Source organism: Xanthomonas maliensis, assembly GCF_009192945.1.
Lineage (GTDB): Bacteria > Pseudomonadota > Gammaproteobacteria > Xanthomonadales > Xanthomonadaceae > Xanthomonas > Xanthomonas maliensis.
Window position 1 is genome coordinate 1 of record NZ_NSET01000025.1, and the last position, 18,473, is coordinate 18,473.

Annotated in this window: 12 protein-coding genes and 2 pseudogenes; 5 read left to right on the forward strand and 9 right to left on the reverse strand. The window is 64.6% G+C overall.

Features of this window, described 5'->3' with window-relative positions; genetic code table 11:
• From CKY51_RS08160 to dnaA, 8 genes and pseudogenes are all read right to left on the reverse strand, one after another.
• A pseudogene (locus CKY51_RS08160) lies at positions 1 to 199 on the reverse strand (energy transducer TonB); the annotation flags it as partial.
• Between the two features lie 152 nt (positions 200 to 351).
• Positions 352 to 1,545, reverse strand: coding sequence for a heme biosynthesis protein HemY (locus CKY51_RS08165; protein ID WP_152249086.1), 1,194 nt, complete (start codon positions 1,543 to 1,545; stop codon positions 352 to 354).
• A 151-nt stretch (positions 1,546 to 1,696) separates the two neighbouring features.
• Positions 1,697 to 2,509: a M48 family metallopeptidase gene (locus tag CKY51_RS08170; RefSeq protein WP_031340811.1), complete on the reverse strand. Its 813-nt coding sequence runs from the start codon at positions 2,507 to 2,509 to the stop codon at positions 1,697 to 1,699.
• A 61-nt stretch (positions 2,510 to 2,570) separates the two neighbouring features.
• Positions 2,571 to 3,416, reverse strand: a complete 846-nt coding sequence (locus CKY51_RS08175; RefSeq protein ID WP_152249087.1) for a CPBP family intramembrane glutamic endopeptidase — start codon at positions 3,414 to 3,416, stop codon at positions 2,571 to 2,573.
• A 61-nt stretch (positions 3,417 to 3,477) separates the two neighbouring features.
• Positions 3,478 to 5,922, reverse strand: a complete 2,445-nt coding sequence (gyrB, locus tag CKY51_RS08180; RefSeq protein ID WP_022974280.1) for a DNA topoisomerase (ATP-hydrolyzing) subunit B — start codon at positions 5,920 to 5,922, stop codon at positions 3,478 to 3,480.
• Between the two features lie 117 nt (positions 5,923 to 6,039).
• Positions 6,040 to 7,137: a DNA replication/repair protein RecF gene (recF, locus tag CKY51_RS08185; protein WP_152249121.1), complete on the reverse strand. Its 1,098-nt coding sequence runs from the start codon at positions 7,135 to 7,137 to the stop codon at positions 6,040 to 6,042.
• A 748-nt stretch (positions 7,138 to 7,885) separates the two neighbouring features.
• On the reverse strand, positions 7,886 to 8,986 hold the full coding sequence (dnaN, locus tag CKY51_RS08190; RefSeq protein ID WP_152249088.1) for a DNA polymerase III subunit beta: 1,101 nt from the start codon (positions 8,984 to 8,986) through the stop codon (positions 7,886 to 7,888).
• A 275-nt stretch (positions 8,987 to 9,261) separates the two neighbouring features.
• Positions 9,262 to 10,596 carry a chromosomal replication initiator protein DnaA gene (gene dnaA / locus CKY51_RS08195; protein WP_152249089.1) on the reverse strand — a complete coding sequence of 445 codons (1,335 nt, stop codon included), beginning with the start codon at positions 10,594 to 10,596 and terminating at the stop codon, positions 9,262 to 9,264.
• Between the two features lie 239 nt (positions 10,597 to 10,835).
• Here dnaA and rpmH point away from each other — a divergent pair, with 239 nt between their 5' ends.
• The 5 genes and pseudogenes from rpmH (at position 10,836) to mnmE (ending at position 17,352) form a co-directional block, all read left to right on the forward strand.
• The gene (rpmH, locus tag CKY51_RS08205) at positions 10,836 to 10,976 is read left to right on the forward strand and encodes a 50S ribosomal protein L34 (protein ID WP_022972776.1); all 141 of its coding nucleotides are present in this window, start codon (positions 10,836 to 10,838) and stop codon (positions 10,974 to 10,976) included.
• 38 nt (positions 10,977 to 11,014) lie between these two features.
• Positions 11,015 to 11,448: pseudogene (rnpA, locus tag CKY51_RS08210) on the forward strand (ribonuclease P protein component); the annotation flags it as partial.
• Between the two features lie 28 nt (positions 11,449 to 11,476).
• Positions 11,477 to 13,204 carry a membrane protein insertase YidC gene (gene yidC, locus CKY51_RS08215; protein ID WP_022972778.1) on the forward strand — a complete coding sequence of 576 codons (1,728 nt, stop codon included), beginning with the start codon at positions 11,477 to 11,479 and terminating at the stop codon, positions 13,202 to 13,204.
• Between the two features lie 88 nt (positions 13,205 to 13,292).
• Complete coding sequence (locus tag CKY51_RS08220) at positions 13,293 to 15,995, forward strand: polysaccharide deacetylase family protein (RefSeq protein ID WP_031339996.1); 2,703 nt, start codon at positions 13,293 to 13,295, stop codon at positions 15,993 to 15,995.
• 16 nt (positions 15,996 to 16,011) lie between these two features.
• Positions 16,012 to 17,352, forward strand: coding sequence for a tRNA uridine-5-carboxymethylaminomethyl(34) synthesis GTPase MnmE (gene mnmE, locus CKY51_RS08225; protein WP_022972780.1), 1,341 nt, complete (start codon positions 16,012 to 16,014; stop codon positions 17,350 to 17,352).
• 114 nt (positions 17,353 to 17,466) lie between these two features.
• On the opposite strand, the gene CKY51_RS08230 is transcribed toward mnmE, so the two are convergent.
• Entirely contained in the window at positions 17,467 to 18,309 is an 843-nt protein-coding gene (locus CKY51_RS08230) for an acid phosphatase (protein WP_022972781.1), read from the reverse strand.
• Between the last annotated feature and the right edge of the window lie 164 nt (positions 18,310 to 18,473).

Genomic DNA, 18,473 nt, shown 5'->3' on the forward strand with positions numbered 1-18,473 from the left:
GCGGTGCATCCACCAGGGTGACCATGGTGGTGCGTTCCTTCTCCGCCGGAGCCTTCGGCGCCACGGCAGGGATCAGCAACAGCATCAATGCAGCAAGATGCAATGCAATTACAAAAGCAATACCGATGATACGGGGCCAGCTCAGACCCTGGTTCCCGGCATCGTAGTCATGCCTGTGGACAACGAGTTGTTCCGTCATGCGCCAATGGCTCTTTCAGTGGGGGCCCCGGACCAGGGTGCTGGTCCCCAGGATTTGGACGGCTTTGACACCGCAGGAACTCCCAAGCTTATACCAATCCCGAGTCCTGTAACCACTAAAAACACAGGGATTTCGGGGGTTTATTTTCTTTTCTACTTCAGGTTGATGATCTTCTTGGCGTCTTCAGGCTTCTTGACACCCTTGGCAAGCGCCTGCTGGGCCGCTTGCTTGGCTTCCGGGATGCGGCCTTCGGAATGCAGCACCTTGGCCAGGTTCAGATAGGTTTCGCCGTCCTTGGATAGCGGCGCAGCCTTCTGCCAGTTCTCGATCGCCTTGGGGATGTCGTCGCTGTAGTAATAGGACTGCGCCAGTGCCAGGTAGGTCTGGTAGTCGGGCTTGAGAATGCCCTTCTGCATGCCCTCGTTGATGACGGCAATGACGTCCTTTTCCTTGTTCTCGGTATTGGCGTAGATCGAGTAGAGCTGCTTGTACTCCTTCTCCTCGGTCAACTGGCCGGAGGCGCGCAGCTTGTCCATCACCGCGGCAGCCTTGTCCATCTGGTCGGCCTGCATGTACATGCTGGCCAGGTTGAGCTGGGCCTTCTTGTCGTTGGGCGACTTGGCCGCCAGCGCTTCGGCGGCGGCAACCGCCTCACCGGTCTGGCCGGCTTCGGCATAGGCGGCCATCAGCAACTGGTTCCAGTTGTCCTTGGGCTCCGGCGAGGCCGCGATGGCCTGCTTGAGCACCGGAATGGCTTCCTGGTAGCGCTCGGCCTGGTACAGCGCCTGGCCCTTGAGGATCAGATCTTCCGGACGCTGCGACTTGGTCTCGGTGAGGTATTTGTCCAGCGTGGCCAGGCCTTCGGTCTTCTGGTCATCCTGCAACTGCAGCTGCGCCAACATCAGCATCGACTGATAGTGGCCGTTGTTGTCCAGTGCGTTGAGGCTGATCGCCTGCTGCAGGTACTGCTTGGCAGCGGCGGTATCGTCCAGGTTGTAGGCGGCCTGGGCGGCCAGCTGGGCCGCCAGCGCCTTGTCGGCCTCGTTGGCCGAACCATTGGCGAGAATCTCGTCGGCCTGCGCGCGCACGCCCGCGTAATCCTCGCCCTTGTTGAAGGTGTCGATCAGTTTCTGCAGCTTGCTGCTGAGCTTGGAGGACGGCTTGATCTTGGGCGCTTCGCGCGTGGCCTGCGGGTACAACTGCTCGGCCTTGCCCTCCTTGGACTTGCGGCTGGCACGCTCGGACGAACGATCCGACTGCGCAACCGCATCGGTGATGACAGCCCCGCCCAGCGATGCAGCGATAAACAGGGACAACAAGGCTTGCTTGCGGTTAGGCAGTTTCATGATTCACCTCGGACGAGCCGCCGCCAGGCGGTACGAAAAGCGGAATGGACGCTGTACGAAAATTCTGAGCCGGCAAACTTAGCAGAAAGTCGCAGTTCCAGAAAACGGTTTCCATGCTGTGCTGCGGCAAAGCCGCGCGCATTCGACGGCCTCAACCGCACTTGGGAACGCGCCCTGCCTGCCTGGCCTGCTGATACACCGGCGCGAGCGTGCCGACGTCGGCCTGCAGTTCGCGGATACGGTTGGCCGGATCGGGATGGGTGGACAGCCATTGCGGCTGGCGCGCACCGCCGGCGGCCATCATGTTCTGCCACAGGTTGACCGCTTGTGCGGGATCGAAGCCGGCCTGTGCCATCAATCGCTGGCCGACGATGTCCGCTTCGCTTTCCTGGGTCCGCGAGCCCGGCAGCAGGAATACCGTCTGCGCAGTCATTCCGCCAACCTGATTGACTGCGCTGGCGGCGGTATTGCCGTAGGCGGCACCCGCCAGCGCGCCGATGATGCCCAGTCCGGTCTGCGCACCCAACTGACGCGTGATGCGTTCTTCGTGGTGGCGCGAGATCACATGGCCGATCTCGTGGCCAAGCACGGCCGCCAGCTGATCCTGATTCTTGGCGACAGTGAAGATGCCGGTGTTGACGCCGACCTTGCCCCCCGGCAGGGCGAAGGCGTTGGCTTCGTTGTCGACGAACACGGCGGTTTCCCAGCGGGTCTGCCGCCACTGTGGCGGTAACTGCGCGACCAGCGCATTGACCACGCATTGCACATAGGCGTTCTGCTTGGCGTCGGTACTGACCTTTTCCTTGGCCTTGGTTTCGGCAAAGGACTGCGCACCCAATTGGTCGAGCTGCTGTTGCGAAACGCCACCGACGACCTGTCGTCGGCCAGTTGGCGATGTGGTCGTCGCACAGGCAGCCAAGGCCAGCGAAGCGACGATCACGATCAAGGTCTTTCTGGTTTTCATGCGGTCCCCCGAGTCCGGACGCGCATTTTGGCAGGCTCGTCTTAACTTTTCGTCAAACTCGCTAACCGAGACCAAAGAAGTACAGGGCCGCCAGCGCCGTGGCATTGTTGATGCCATGGGCGGCAATCGGTGCCCACAAGGTGCCAGTGCGCCAATACAGCCAGGCGAACGCTGCACCCATGGCGCCGTAGATCAACCACAGCTGGACGATGGCGGCCGGTCCATTGCCGCTGATCCCTGGCACTTCATGGATCAAGGCGAACAGTGCGCTGCTCAGGACAATGCCGAGCCAGGGCCGGCCCGCGGCCAGCAGGCGTCCGAACAGCACGCGACGGAACAACAGTTCCTCGTAGGCCGGGGCGATCGCCACCGCGAAGACCAGCAAGGCCAGCGGCCATTGACGGATAGCCTCCTCCATCAACGGCAGGTTGGTCGGGACCGGTTTGATCCCGAGGGCCGACGCCACCACGCTGACCAGATTACTGAGCACGAACACCGCGACCGCCACCAACGCGGTCCACCCCCAGGTCCGGCCGCGCCGCACGGCGGCCCGGCTGTGTGCGCGTTCGGCAGGGCTGGCACGGCGGCGCCAGAGATAGAGCAGGATGGCTGGTGTGGCCGTGCTCACCAACGCGGTGGCCAGTTGTGCCAACACGCCGGGCTGGCCCACGGCGGCAATCACCTCGGCCGGGGTCGGTGTGCCGCCCTGCGCGCGTAGCGCCTGCATCTGGACAATACCGCGCACGAACCCCCACAGCGCGACCCCGGCTACGCTCAGAAACAGCAGCAGGCCGACTGCAATCAACACATCGATCGCGAAACCCAGCAGGACTGGACCCAGCGGGGCAGGGACTGTCTGCGTCGGGCTCGACGGAGTAGCCGGGGACGGCAGGGAATCTGTTTGCATCGTCGTCCTGCGATAGACGCCTACCGGCGCGCCCGTGGGCAGCACCGGCCCGGCAAAGGACTCAGATGTCCAGGTTGGAGACCTTCAGCGCGTTGTCTTCGATGAAGTCGCGGCGCGGCTCCACCACATCGCCCATCAAGGTGCTGAAGATCTGGTCGGCGGCGACGGCATCCTCGATCCGCACCTGCAGCAGGCGACGGGTGTCGGGGTTGACCGTGGTCTCCCACAGCTGCTCGGCATTCATTTCGCCCAGACCCTTGAAGCGCTGCACCTGGCGGCCCTTCTTGGCTTCCTCCAGCAACCACGCTTGTGCCTGGGCGAAACTGCTGATCGTGTGGCTCTTGTTGCCGCGCATGATCTGAGCGCCGTCGCGCACCAGGCCGTCGAGCGCCCGCGCGACTTCGCGCAGCGGCCGCAATTCGCCGCTCTCGAAAGCAGCCATCGGCACCCAACGGGTCAGCTCTTCGCCCATGTGTCGACGCACGACTTCCAGCGTGGCCGGACGCTGATCGGTTTCCGGCTGGAACCGTAGCTGATAACGCGCAGTTCCCAGGGTGCCGCGGTTGAGCACGGCCTCCAACCGCTCCAGGGCCGGGTGCTGCTCGCCTTCGGCCTGCAGTGCGGCCACATCCAGTGGCGGCAGGTCGATCAGCGCGGTCAGCAAGGCCGAATCGTAGCGATGGGCATTGCGGGCGATGGCATCGCGTGCGCCAGCGAACAACAGCAGCAATTTTTCCAACGCCTCGCCGGTGATTGGCGGTTCGTCAGCGGCCGGGATCAGCGCTGCGCCTTCGACGGCGCTATTGGCCAGGTAGGCATCCAGCGCCGCGTCGTCCTTGAGATAGAGCTCGCTCTTGCCCTGCTTGAGCTTGTACAGCGGCGGCAGACCGATGTAGATGTGCCCGCGCTCGATCAACTCCGGCATCTGCCGGTAGAAGAACGTCAGCAGCAGGGTGCGGATGTGCGAGCCGTCGACGTCGGCGTCGGTCATGATGATGATGCGGTGGTAGCGCAGCTTGTCCGGGTTGTACTCGTCCTTGCCGATGCCGGTGCCCAGCGCGGTGATCAGGGTGCCGACCTGGTCGGAGGAAAGCATGCGATCGAAGCGGGCACGTTCGACATTGAGGATCTTGCCGCGCAACGGCAACACTGCCTGATTCTTGCGATTGCGGCCCTGCTTGGCCGAGCCGCCTGCCGAGTCACCCTCGACGATGAACAGCTCCGACAGCGCCGGATCCTTCTCCTGGCAGTCGGCCAGCTTGCCGGGCAGGCCGGCAATATCGAGCGCGCCCTTGCGGCGGGTCAGGTCGCGGGCCTTGCGTGCGGCCTCGCGGGCGCGCGCAGCGTCGACGATCTTGCCGGCGATCGCCTTGGCTTCGTTGGGGTTTTCCTGCAGGAACTCTTCCAGGCGCGCACCGAAGGTGCTTTCCACCGCGGGCTTGACGTCCGAACTGACCAGCTTTTCCTTGGTCTGCGAAGAGAAGCTCGGGTCCGGCACCTTCACCGACAGCACCGCGATCATGCCTTCGCGCATGTCGTCGCCGGAGAAGGCGATCTTGGCCTGCTTGGCGATGCCGTTCTGTTCGATGTAGTTGCTGAGGGTGCGGGTCAGCGCGGCGCGGAAGCCCGCCAAGTGGGTACCGCCATCCTTCTGCGGAATATTGTTGGTGAAGCAGTACATCGTTTCCTGGTAGGAATCGGTCCACTGCAGCGCCACATCCACCACGATGCCATTGTGCTCGCCGGTCACCGAGATCACGTTGGGGTGCAGGGGATTCTTCAGCTGCGCCAGGTGCTCGACGAAGCTGCGGATACCGCCCTCGTAGTGGAAGTCGTCGCGGCGGCCTTCGCCGCGCTCGTCCAGCAAGGTGATCTTGACGCCGGAATTGAGGAAGGACAGCTCGCGCAGGCGGCGCGCCAGGATGTCGTAGTGGAACTCGACATCGCTGAAGATCTCGACTGCAGGCTTGAAGCGCAGCGTGGTGCCACGGCGGGTCGAGGCTTCCAGCTGCTTGAGCGGGTACTGCGGCTCGCCCAGCGCGTATTCCTGCTGGTAGTGGAAGCCGTCGCGCCAGATGTCGAGCCACAAGCGTTCGGACAGCGCATTGACCACCGACACGCCGACACCGTGCAGACCGCCGGACACCTTGTAGCTGTTGTCGTCGAACTTGCCGCCGGCATGCAGCACGGTCAGGATCACCTCCGCTGCCGAGACGCCTTCTTCCTTGTGAATGTCGACCGGCACGCCGCGGCCGTTGTCAGACACCGACACCGAACCGTCTGCATGGATGGTCACCACGATGTCGTCGGCGTGGCCCGCCAGGGCCTCGTCGACCGAGTTGTCGACGACCTCGAACACCATGTGGTGCAGGCCGGTGCCGTCGTGCACATCGCCGATGTACATGCCCGGGCGCTTGCGGACCGCTTCCAGGCCACGCAGGACGGTGATCTTGCTGGAATCGTAGGTGCTATTGGGGGCGGGCGGGGTGTTCTGTTCGTCGGTCATGCGCGTGCCGTTGGCTCCACAGCACACACGAGGACGGCGGGAGGCCGGCTCGTGCGTGAGAAAAGGGGGGTAGCGTTGCAATTATACCAGTCGGCCCCTTGGCGCCGGGGACTGGTCTCAAGGCGCGGCAATGATGGTTCCATGTTCCACGTGGAACCGGCACAGACTGCTCTCGGCCGTTGCCAGGCCCGGGGGGAGCTCAGTGGCTGTGATCAGCACCTGGGCCGGGACTGACTGCAGGCGCTGGATCACGCGGGCTTGATGATGACGGTCCAGTTCCGACCCCAGGTCATCGAGCGCGATCACCGGCCACTCGCCACGCTCCAGCGCAAAATCCTCGGCTTGTGCCAACAGGCAGGCGAGAGCGGTCAGCTTTGCCTGACCGCGGGAGAGCGCCTCGCGTCCAGGCACGTGTGCAAATGAAGGCTGCCAGTCGCCTCGGTGGGGCCCTTGGGTGGTGTAGCCCGCCTGGCGATCGCGTTCGCGCGCCACCAAGAGTGCGTCGGCGAGCGACACCTCCTGGCGCTTCCAGCCAGGCGAGAAGTGCAGCCCATCGATTCCCAACGACGGTGCCAAGCCGTCGGCGACGGGCAGCAGCAGCCGTTGTAGGCGATCCAGGTATCCCAACCGTCGTGAGGTCAACAGTTCGCCCGATTCGGCGAGCTCCTGATCCCACGCGTCCAACAACCGGGAGGCCGCGCCCTGCTTTAGCAAGGCATTGCGCTGCTTCAGGGCGCGCGCATAACGCCTCCAGAGCCCCAAAAAGTCAGGTTCCACGTGGAACAAGCCCCAATCCATGAAACGACGGCGTGGCTCACCACCGCCGCTGATCAAAACATGGCTGCCGGGCTCGAACGTCACCACTGCTAGCGCGGCGCATAGCGTGCCAAGCTGCGCCACATCTTCGCCGTCTAGACGGCCAGTCCAGGTGTGGCCGCTATGGCGTAAGCCGCCCCGGCGGCGCCGCTCGGATCCATCGAGCGTACGCTCTTGCCATTCGACAAAGACGTCCAGCGCATCAGCCCCTTGCTGGACCAGCCCATCTCGCACGCGGCCGCGAAAGCTCCGACCGTAGGCCATCACATGCAGGGCTTCCAGGACACTCGTCTTACCGGCACCGTTATCGCCAGTGAGCAGGTTGAGACCCGGAGAGGGATGAAGTTCCACCGCTGCGAATCGACGAAGGCGATGCAGGGACAAGCGCACAACATGCATGAAGACTCTGCTCTGAGCGGGCCAGATAGCGCGGCCGATGAAAGGATACGTGATGAGGCCGATCACCGGCGAGCAGAGTCACCGGTGCACGTGTTGGGGGTAAGTTGTGGGTAACTTCCGCAACCCGGCCCGGATCGGGTCTTGTCCACAACAAAGACACACCTTCAGCGATCTGCACGCACAGGGTTTCGCGCATCAAAAAACTATCTATATCACCCGCTTAGATATGTTTTCCGTGAAATCTGACACTACCAGCACCACAAAGCCTTTAATAAGTTTCTAGATTTAAAGCAAAAAGGCATGTGCATAACTCCAGAGCAGCCGCAACAGCCGCGACGCACGTCGATGCGGGCGGCGGGTGAGCACGGAAGGCTGATCCGTGTTGACCGTGCCCGGACGCCTCTTCGAACATCATGGCGGGTCACCGGACACTGCCTGCCTGCACGAGGCTTGACCGATTGCACGCTCGACGCACAGACCTGTGGGCGCGAAGAGCCATTCGACAAGCGCAGACACTCGCCACTGCGGAGATCTTTGCTGGCTGTCCGCCCAGTAGCGCTCAGAACACCTAGCCGATGCGCTCTATCTGGCTCGGGGAAAGTCTTTGCAAGCATTGCCACGCATCGGAAGCGGACTCTAGAACCATGACGCTTTTGCCGCGGTTACATGACGTTCTCTGAATCGAGACACGCAAACACAAACGCCCAGCACTGGGGCTGGGCGTTTGTGTTCCACGTGGAACCGAGCGTCAGAGACGCAGTGGCATCACGACGTGGCGGGATTTCTCACTACTGGCTTCACGGACCAAGGCAGAGGAATTCGCATCGCGCAGCTGGATCACCACGTGCTCATCGCGCAATGCGGACAACGCATCTAGCAGGTAGTTCACGTTGAAGCCGATCGCCAGGTCATCCACCTTGGTATCAGCCTCGATCTCTTCCTGCGCCTCTTCCTGCTCCGGGTTGTGCGCGCTGATCTTCAACTGCCCGGGAGACACCTCCACGCGCACGCCACGGTACTTTTCGTTCGACAGGATTGCGGCGCGCTGCAGCGACGCGCGTAATGCCTCACGATCCACCCGCACTTCTCGGTCCGCACCGATCGGAATCACTGCCTCGTAATCGGGGAAACGTCCATCGATCAGCTTGGAGGTGAAGGTCACATCGCCGCGCTTGACGCGAATATGGCTGCGGCCGACTTCCAGCTCGACTTCGCGATCGGCGCCTTCGAGCAGGCGCTGCAATTCGGTCACACCCTTGCGAGGCACGATGATCTGCCGCCTGGCGCCGCCATCTTTTTCAAGCTCGGTCTCGCACAGCGCCAGGCGATGCCCATCGGTGGCGACGCAGCGGAGCAAGCCATCGCGCAGATCGAACAACAAGCCATTGAGGTAATACCGCACGTCCTGCTGCGCCATCGCAAATGCGGTGCGTTCGATCAGCTCCTTCAAACCGGCTTCGGGGACGGCGACGCGTTCGGTCGCCTCGACCTCGTCCACCGACGGGAAGTCGTTGGCAGGTAACGTCGCCAGGGTGAAGCGGCTACGTCCGGCCTGCACGGTCACCTTTTCCCCGGTTTGCGAGATGGTGACCCGGCTACCGTCCGGCAGCGCCCGCAGGATGTCGAACAGCTTGCGGGCCGGAATCGTGGTCTCGCCGTCCTGTGCGTCCTCGACCTGGGTGCGAGAAATCATCTCCACTTCCAGGTCGGTACCGGTCAGCGACAGCTGTCCGTTGTTCACCTGCACCAACAAGTTCGCCAAGACGGGCAATGTCTGACGCCGTTCGACCACGTTGACCACCTGGGCCAACGGCTTGAGGAAGGCTTCGCGCTGCAGTGTGAAACGCATGTGGTTCCGTGCCCCTATGCTTTTAAAGATGTGGAATAAATCAAAAGCTTGGTGGTGATGGTAGGGCCGTTTTCAGCGGACAACCACTATAACCAATTGATTACCAAGCGTTTTCTTGACGACAAAGGCTTGGGATGACTACCCCTGGAGCGGTGGGGAAAGCTGTGGATAGATTTCCACCCTGCGCCAGCTGCGTGTTTATCCACAGATTCTCCCGCATTTGGCCCCAACAACTCCACGCTTTTTTCCAACGGACGTCGTTTGCTGCCGTCCGCTTACTCGCTGAGCTTGCGAATCAGCTTTTCCCAGTCCTCGCGCAGCTTGCCGTCGGTCTCCATCAGCGTGCGGATCTGCCGGCAGGCGTGCAGCACGGTGGTGTGGTCGCGGCCGGCAAAGGCATCGCCAATCTCCGGCAGGCTGTGCTCGGTCAGCTCCTTGGCCAGCGCCATCGCCACCTGCCGCGGCCGCGCCAGCGAACGCGTGCGGCGCTTGGACAGCAGGTCCTTCATCTGCAAGCCGTAGTAGTCGGCGACGGTCTTCTGGATGTTCGGGATCCCGATCGCCTGTTGCTGGGCACGCAGCAGGTCGCGCAGCGTCTCCTGGGCGAATTCCACGGTGATGGCGCGGCCGGTGAAGTTGGCGCGTGCCACCAGCGTGTTGAGCGCGCCTTCCAGGTCGCGCACGTTGGAGCGCATCTTCTTGGCGATCAAAAAGGCGACGTCGTCGGGAATCTCCGCGCCGCGCTCGCGTGCCTTGGCCAGCACGATCGCCGCGCGGGTCTCGAAGTCCGGCGGGTCGATCGCCACCGACAGGCCCCAGGCCAGGCGCGATTTCAGCCGCGGTTCCAGCCCCTCGACTTCGCGCGGATAACGGTCGCAGGTCAGGATGATCTGCTGGCGGCCGTCGAACAGCGCGTTGAAGGTATGGAAAAACTCTTCCTGCGTGCGGTCCTTGCCGGCGAAGAACTGGATGTCGTCGATCAGCAGCGCATCGATCTGCTGGAACTGGCGTTTGAACTGGTCCATCGCCTTGTCCTGCAGCGCCCGGATCATCGCGCTGAAGAACTGCTCCGAGCGCAGGTACATGACCTTGGCGGCCGGATTGGCCTGGCGCAACGCATTGCCGGCGGCGAACATCAGATGGGTTTTACCCAGACCGGTGCTCCCGTACAGCAACAGCGGGTTGTGCGCGCGGTCGCCGGGCTTCTGTGCCGCCTGGATGGCGGCGGCCAGGCCGAGCTGGTTGCTGCGGCCCTCGACGAAGTTGGCGAAGGTGTAATGCGAATCCAGGTTGCCGGCGAATGGGACCATCGGCGCGGCCGTGGCCGGCGCGCTGACGGGCGCCGCGGCAGCGGCTGGCGCAGGTTCGGGCGCCCGCGGGCGCGAGCCGACCGCCAACACCACATCACCGGACCCGGCGAAATAGGACAGCAGTTCGCGGATGCGCGGCAGGTAGCGCTCGCGCACCTGCTCGACGATGAAGGCGTTGGGCGCGTACAGCACGACGGTGTCGCCGCGATCCTCGGCCTGCAGGGGTTTCAACCAGGTGTGGACGTCCTCGGGCGGGAATTCGGCTTCGAGACGTTCCAGACAGCGGGGCCAAGCATCCATCAAAGTGTGATCATCTGTTGCTGGCTGCGGCGCGCAGGAAAGCGCCGTGCACGCAGCCCGGTCGTGAAAAGAGGATGGACCAGACTAGCATCGAGGGGCGATTTTTCCCAGGGTTATTCACAGGTCCATCCACAGCCCGTGCGGACCGTCACGTCGCAAACGCGTGTCGGCAGTTGACCGGCGCACCAGACCTGCACTAGAATTTCCGGTTCACCGTCTTCATTCATGCAGAGGGCCCCATGGCCACCAAGCGTACGTACCAACCCAGCAATCTCAAGCGCGCACGCGACCATGGCTTCCGCGCCCGTATGGCGACTGCCGATGGCCGCAAGATCCTGGCGCGCCGTCGCGCGAAGGGCCGCAAGCGCCTGAGCGCTTGATTGCCGCGCCGCTCTCCGCGGCCGAGGCAGTCCCCATCGTGAACGCATCGGACCCGTGCAGGCGATTCCCTCGCTCTGCGCGGGTTCGTACGCGTGCGGAATATACCCGGGTCTTTGATGGCGCGCGTCGCCTCTCCGACCCGCTACTCAGCCTGCACTGGCTACCTGCCGAGACCTCTCCCCGCCTGGGGATGGCCGTCTCGCGCAAGGTGGACCGCCGCGCAGTGGGGCGCAATCGCATCAAGCGCGTATTGCGCGATGCCATGCGCCATCTGCGCCTGGAACTGGCAGGCGGCGACTACGTCATCGTGGCGCGTTCGGCAGCCGCGCAGGCCGAGAACGCCCAGGTACGCGAAGCCTTTGTGCGCCTGCTGCGCCGTGCCGGCGCATTGCCCCTGCCTGCTGCGCCCGGCACAATGCCGCCCGCAAGCACGTCACGCCCATCTTCCCTTCCCCGACCGAGCCGGAACCCAAGTTCCGACTGAGCGAGTTGTTGTCCGATGAACCAGACCCGAGTTTTTCTGATTTTCGCCTGGCTGATGGTTGCGGCGCTGTTGTGGATGGAGTGGGGCAAGGACAAGGCCGCCGCCAACGCGCCGGCACCCGTGGCTGCCCAGGTTCCGGCAGCCCGCGATCCCGATGCCGCTGCGCCTTCGGCCAATGTGCCCGCTGCACAGGCGATTCCACAGGCGGGTGGTACCGCGCCGCCGGCCGCGGCTTCGACGTCGACTGCCGCAGCGACGCCTGCCGCGGCGGCAACTGCCGCGCCGGTGATCACGGTCAGCACCGACGTCCTGCGCCTGAAGCTGGACGGGCGCAGTGTGCTGGACGCCGAACTGCTGCAATTTCCCCAGACCAAGAACGGCAACACGCCGGTCAGTCTGCTCACTGAAGATCCGGCGCATCCCTATAGCGCGGTCAGCGGCTGGGCCAGCGAGCATTCGCCGGTACCGGGCCCGGGCGGCTTCCGGGTCGAACACGCCGGCAGCACCTTCGCCCTGGCCGATGGCCAGAAGACGCTGGTGGTGCCGTTCGTCTGGAACGGCCCCAATGGCGTGTCGATCCGGCGGACCTTCACCCTGGAACGCGGTCGCTACGCGATCTCGGTCAAGGACGAGGTGATCAACAAGAGCGCCGCGCCATGGAATGGCTATGTGTTCCGCAAGCTGAGCCGAGTGCCGACCATTCTCAGCCGCGGCATGACCAACCCGGATTCCTTCAGCTTCAACGGTGCCACCTGGTATAGCCCGCAGGGCGGCTACGAACGACGCGCCTTCAAGGACTACATGGACGATGGCGGTCTGAATCGGCAGATCACCGGCGGCTGGATGGCGCTGTTGCAGCACCACTTCTTCACCGCCTGGATTCCGCAGCAGGATCAGGCCTCGCTGTACCTGCTGGCGCAGGATGGTCCGCGCGATGTCGCCGAGTTGCGCGGCCCGGCCTTCACCGTGGCCCCTGGCCAGAGCGCCAGCACCGAAGCACGGCTGTGGGTGGGCCCGAAGTTGGTCAGCCAGATCGCCAAGGAAGACGTGAAGGGTCTGGACCGCGTGGTCGACTACAGCCGCTTCTCGCTGATGGCCATCATCGGCCAGGGCCTGTTCTGGGTGCTGAGCCATCTGCACAGCGTGCTGCACAACTGGGGCTGGGCCATCATCGGCCTGGTGGTGCTGCTGCGCTTGGCGCTGTATCCGCTGTCGGCCGCGCAGTACAAGTCCGGCGCCAAGATGCGCAAGTTCCAACCGCGCCTGCAGCAGCTCAAGGAACGCTACGGCGACGATCGCGCCAAGTTCAACCAGGCGATGATGGAGCTGTACAAGAAGGAGAAGATCAACCCGATGGGCGGCTGCCTGCCGCTGTTGATCCAGATGCCGATCTTCTTCGCGCTGTACTGGGTGCTGGTGGAATCGGTGGAACTGCGCCAGGCACCGTGGCTGGGCTGGATCCAGGACCTGACTGCGCGCGATCCCTACTTCATCCTGCCAGTGCTCAACATTTCCATCATGTGGGCCACGCAGAAGCTGACCCCGACGCCGGGCATGGACCCGATGCAGGCCAAGATGATGCAGTTCATGCCGCTGGTGTTCGGCGTCATGATGGCGTTCATGCCGGCCGGTCTGGTGCTGTACTGGGTGGTCAACGGTGGACTGGGTCTGTTGATCCAGTGGTGGATGATCCGCCAGCACGGCGAGAAGCCGAGCAAGATCATCCAGGCCAACAGCAAGTAATCCACGCAAGGCCCGCCGCACGGCGGGCTTTGCACATCGGTCCCACGTTCGTTTGCCGTCTGTTCTTGCTCGTGCCAGGGAGGCTGTCGTGACGTCATCGCCATTGCGCGTGTGGTTGCTGGGCATCGCGTGCGCCGGTCTGCTGGCGCCGGCCGGCTGTAGTCGTCAGCAGGCCGGCAACGCCGGGCCATCGAACGGCGCCGCGCCCGCGACCTCCGCTGCATCGGCGCCGGTCAACGATGACGACGCGCATGCGCTGATCGCGGAGTTGCGCAAGCAGCTGGACCGGCACCGCCGCATTATCGTGCTGCTGGCCGACGAGAGCAGCCAATCGCCGCGCGATCGCGCGACCTCCGAGAGCGTCGGGCAACAACTCTTCCACGACAACCTGGATCAACGCGAGCGCATCGACGCCCAGCTGCAACGCGTGCTGGCTTCTGGCTCGCCCACGCGACTGGCGACCGTGGCGGCGATGCTCGAGGAGATCGAATCGGCTCCGGATCTCTACGATGCCGATCGCCTGGCGTTCCGCGAAATCCTGCGCGATCTGCATGCGCGCATTGGCAGCGATTCCAGCCTGCCTGCGGTCAAGCTGCATCAGCGCATCGGCGAAGACCTGCAGGCGCTGGACGAGATCGAGCGCAACTACAACCAGGAACTGACGCAGATCTTCAGCCGCTTCGATCGCACGCGCGCCATCGTGCAAAAGCGCGAGAAGTGGGACGACTACGTGGCGCACCTGCGCAGCCTGTACAAGCGCGAGACCATCCTGCGCGACTATGGCACGGTCGAGCCGTATCCGTTGCCCAGCCACGACAGCGACAGCGAAGTCTTCGGCCGCGACCTGCCGCCCAAGACCGTCGTGCTCAGCTTCGACGATGGCCCGCACAAGGCCTATACCGAAGAGATCGTGGCGATCCTCAAGCGCTACGACGTCCCTGGGGTGTTCTTCGAAGTCGGCCGCAACCTGGGCACGCTCGACGCGCAGGGCAAATCGAGCTTGTCGCCACTGGCCAAGATCAGCCACACGCTGATGGAGGACGGCTACGCCGTTGGCAATCACAGCCTGACCCACGCGCAACTGTCCAAGACCACCGGCCCGGCACTGCGCAGCCAGGTCTTCGACACCGACACCTTGCTGCGTGCCGTCGACGACAAACGTGCGCCGCTGTTCCGCTTTCCCTACGGCGCGCGCAATGCCGAAGGCCTGCAGTTGCTGTCAGAGGCCGGGCTGACGTCGATCATGTGGAACATCGATTCGCTGGACTGGGCCGATCCGGTGCCCGACTCGATCGTGCAGCGCGTGCTGTCGCAAGTCGACAAGGAACAGCGCGGCATCATCCTGTTCCATGACATCCACGATCGCGCCGTCAAGGCGCTGCCGCAGATCCTCGACCGCCTGATCGCCGATGGCTATCAGTTCGCTGGCTGGAACGGACGCGAGTTCTCGGTGGCGCGTGCCGCCAATCCGGCTGCAGCCAACACCGTGACCACCGGCTATGCCAATTCGTGGGCAGTGGTGATCGGCATCGACGACTACGCACACTGGCCGAAACTCGAATACGCCGCCAACGATGCTCAGGCGATCGCCGATACCTTGACCGGCCCGCTGGGATTTCCATCCTCGCAAGTGATCGTGCTCAAGAATGGGCAGGCCACCCGCAACAACATCCTGGCTGCCTTCCACGACCGGCTGGCAGACGGCCGCACGCAGACCAACGATCGCGTCTTCGTGTTCTTCGCCGGACATGGTGCCACCCGCAAGCTGGCTTCTGGGCGTGACCTGGGCTACATCATTCCGGCCGATTCGGATCCGGAGCACCTGGCCAGTGATGCGATCGCAATGAGCGATCTGCAGAACATCGCCGAAAGCCTGCAGGCCAAGCACGTGCTGTTCGTGATGGACGCCTGCTACAGCGGGCTGGGACTGACCCGTGGCGGCCCCACCGCCGGTGCCTATCTGCGCGAGAATGCGCGTCGCATCGCCCGCCAGATGCTGACCGCCGGCGGCGCCGACCAGCAGGTCGCCGACAGCGGTCCCAACGGGCATTCGGTCTTCACCTGGGTGCTGTTGCAGGCCTTGGCCGGCAAGGGCGATCTCAATGGCGACGGCTTGATCACTGGCACCGAACTGGCGGCGTATGTCGCGCCAGCGGTGTCGGCGGTATCGGCGCAAACCCCGGCGTTCGGCAGCCTGCCCGGCTCGCAGGGCGGCGAATTCGTATTCGAAGTGCCGCGTGGCGAGGAGTTCCTGACCGCCGACACCGCCCAGCTGTCGGCCGAGGCGATCGCGCTCAACGGACGCGTGGACGCTGTGCGCCCGGCGACGCCGGCCACCGGCACCGCGACGGCCGCGGCGACGCCGGTGACGGTCAAGACCTTGCAAGGCGGCGAGGCGCGGCTGGTGCTGCCGGTCGCCGTCAAGAGCAGCGAGCGCCAACGCGCACAGCTGGCCAACGAGCGCGGCTTGCAGCTGTACAAGGAAAAGCGCTATGCCGAAGCGGCCGATCAATTCGCCGAAGCGCTCAAGCTGCGGCCGGATTTCGCGCTGGCCGCCAACAATCTCGGCTTCGTCTACTACCGCCAGGAACGTTACGCCGAAGCAGCGCGCTGGCTGGAGAACACTTTGAAGATCGATCCGTCGCGCGCGGTGGCCTACCTCAATCTCGGCGACGCGTATGCCAAGGCGGGCGAGCGCGAAAAGGCACGCAAGGCCTATTCCACTTATCTGGCCTTGCAACCGCAGGGCAGCGGCGCCGCGCAGGCGCGCGCACAATTGCAGACGCTCTGATTCGCGCTCGGCCACCATGTCTTCCACGACCTCCACCATCGTTGCGATCGCCAGTGCCGCCGGCACCGGCGGGATCGGCATCGTCCGCCTGTCCGGACCGCAGGCGGCACCGATTGCCGGCGCGCTCGGTGTCGCCGATCTGCGGCCGCGACAAGCCCGCTATGCGCGCTTTCACGATGCCCAGGGTGCGGTCATCGACGATGGCATCGTGCTGTGGTTTCCCGCCCCCCACAGCTTCACCGGCGAGGACGTGGTGGAACTGCAAGGCCATGGCAGCCCACTGCTGCTGCGGCAACTGGTGGCGCGTTGCGTTGCGCTGGGGGCACGTCAGGCGCGCGCCGGCGAGTTCAGCGAACGTGCCTTCCTCAACGGCAAGCTGGATCTGGCGCAGGCCGAGGCGATCGCCGACCTGATCGCGGCCGGTGACCTGCGCGCGGCGCGCGCGGCGCGGCGGTCGCTCGATGGCGTGTTCTCGCGGCGGGTGGACGCGCTGGGCGGGCAGTTGACCCATCTGCGCGTGCATGTCGAGGCGGCGATCGATTTCGCCGACGAGCCGTTGGACACCTTGGGAGGTCACCAGGTGCGCGACGGCCTGGCCGAGGCGCGTGGCCTGCTGGAGACCTTGCTGCGCGACGCCGAGCGTGGCCGCAAACTGCGCGATGGACTGCATGCGGTGTTGGTCGGTCCGCCGAATGCCGGCAAGAGTTCCTTGCTCAATGCGCTGGCAGGCAGCGAGCGGGCCATCGTCACCGATGTGGCCGGCACGACCCGCGACACCTTGCAGGAAACCTTGCAGCTGGATGGCTTCGAACTCAGTCTGGTCGATACCGCCGGCCTGCGCGAAGGCGGCGATGCGATCGAGCGCGAAGGCATGCGACGTGCACATGCCGAATTGCAACGCGCCGACCTGGCCATCGTCGTGGCCGATGCGCGCGACCCACACGCAGCGCGAGCAGCGTTGGGCGATGCGCTGGCCGCGGTGCCGCGCCAGCTGTGGATCCATAACAAGAGCGACCTGCTGCCAGCGGCGCCAGTATTGGAAGCCGACGCACTAGCCGTCTCGGCAGTGACCGGGCAGGGACTGGACGCGCTGCACGCACGCCTGCGTGCGATCGCCATCGGCGAAGGCAGCGAGCCGATGGAGGGCGAATTCTCCGCACGCGCACGTCACGTCCAGGCCCTGCGACAGGCCGCCGAGCACGCGGCCGCGGCCGATCTGGAACTGCAACTGGAACAGCTGGAGCTGGCGGCGGAGGAACTGCGCCTGGCCCACGAGGCCCTGGGCGAAATCACCGGACGCATGAGCGCCGACGAGCTGCTCGGCAAGATCTTCTCCAGCTTCTGCATCGGCAAGTAAGCCGATGGGTTCGGTGGGCGGTGGTCATGGACGCCACCTGCCAGTGCACAGCGCGGTGCCTGCGGCCGGTCCGCGCCACGACCAGCGTGGCCGCTGGTCGCGCGCTGGCCGACCTTAAAGCACGCCTGGCAGCGGCGTCTGCAAGGCAGCGGCTTCGGTACTGCAGGTGTCCGAGCTCGCCCACTGCGGCGCCTTTGCGCGCGCCTTGGCGATCTCGTTGCGGGCCGCTGCCAGATCCGCACGGAATTCCGCATTGTCGTGCAACGCGGCGACCGTCGCCGCACCCAGCATGCGGCCTTGCAGGACGTCGCTCTGCCAGTGCACGTTGCAGACCAGTCGGCTGTCACCGAACGCGCGCGCGCGCGCCAGCAGCGCATCCTGCTGCGCCGGCGCCACTTCGGCCAGGATCAATCCCCAGGCCCAGCCGATTGCGGTGTGCCCGGAAGGGTAGGAACCGTTCTTGCGCAGGCTGGCTTCATCGTCCGGTGTGCAGCTGGGTTGGTCGTTACGCATGAAGGGGCGCGGGCGTTGATACAGCGCCTTGGCGGCACTGGTGCTGGTGCTGGCATCGCGCATGCTGCGCTCGAGCAGACGCAGCAGGTGCGGGGTGTTGGTGGCATCGATCGGCACGCCGAGCGCACAGCTGAAATGGCTGGCCGCTGCCGGGAAGGACAACACCGCATCGCGTGCGGCCAGGTCCCAGCGTGGCGTGCCACGCAGCGCGAGCATGGCCTTGGCAACCGCCTCGTCGTTGGCCAGCGCCGCGCTGCCGTCCTGCGGCGGCGGTGGCACCAGGCGTCGACTGTCGGGCAGCGCACGCTGGTCCAGATAGCCGTGCGCGTCGGTGGCGATCACCGAGCCGACAGGTTGCTTGGCGATGACCATGCCGCTGGCCGCCAGGACGGCAGCGATGGCCAGGCAGGTCAGGGCAGGCGGGCGATGGACAGAGCGCAACATGGCGAGCCTCGAACGACACGGTAGAAACCGCGTAGCGTACGACACCCGGATGACAGCGGCATGCCGGCAAAGGCAATGACGGCGCGCAATACGTAGCCCGTGTCGTCCGGCTGTCATAAGACAGTCGCACTGACGCAAGACAGCTGTCGCACGCTGGCCGTCAT

What these genes read in the sequence shown, in the direction of transcription:
- gyrB (WP_022974280.1), bottom strand. Translation starts at nt 5,922, where the DNA reads ATGACCGACGAACAGAACACCCCGCCCGCCCCCAATAGCACCTACGAT.
- CKY51_RS08170 (WP_031340811.1), bottom strand. Translation starts at nt 2,509, where the DNA reads ATGAAAACCAGAAAGACCTTGATCGTGATCGTCGCTTCGCTGGCCTTG.
- CKY51_RS08165 (WP_152249086.1), bottom strand. Translation starts at nt 1,545, where the DNA reads ATGAAACTGCCTAACCGCAAGCAAGCCTTGTTGTCCCTGTTTATCGCT.
- recF (WP_152249121.1), bottom strand. Translation starts at nt 7,137, where the DNA reads ATGCATGTTGTGCGCTTGTCCCTGCATCGCCTTCGTCGATTCGCAGCG.
- dnaA (WP_152249089.1), bottom strand. Translation starts at nt 10,596, where the DNA reads ATGGATGCTTGGCCCCGCTGTCTGGAACGTCTCGAAGCCGAATTCCCG.
- CKY51_RS08175 (WP_152249087.1), bottom strand. Translation starts at nt 3,416, where the DNA reads ATGCAAACAGATTCCCTGCCGTCCCCGGCTACTCCGTCGAGCCCGACG.
- yidC (WP_022972778.1), top strand. Translation starts at nt 11,477, where the DNA reads ATGAACCAGACCCGAGTTTTTCTGATTTTCGCCTGGCTGATGGTTGCG.
- mnmE (WP_022972780.1), top strand. Translation starts at nt 16,012, where the DNA reads ATGTCTTCCACGACCTCCACCATCGTTGCGATCGCCAGTGCCGCCGGC.
- rpmH (WP_022972776.1), top strand. Translation starts at nt 10,836, where the DNA reads ATGGCCACCAAGCGTACGTACCAACCCAGCAATCTCAAGCGCGCACGC.
- dnaN (WP_152249088.1), bottom strand. Translation starts at nt 8,986, where the DNA reads ATGCGTTTCACACTGCAGCGCGAAGCCTTCCTCAAGCCGTTGGCCCAG.
- CKY51_RS08230 (WP_022972781.1), bottom strand. Translation starts at nt 18,309, where the DNA reads ATGTTGCGCTCTGTCCATCGCCCGCCTGCCCTGACCTGCCTGGCCATC.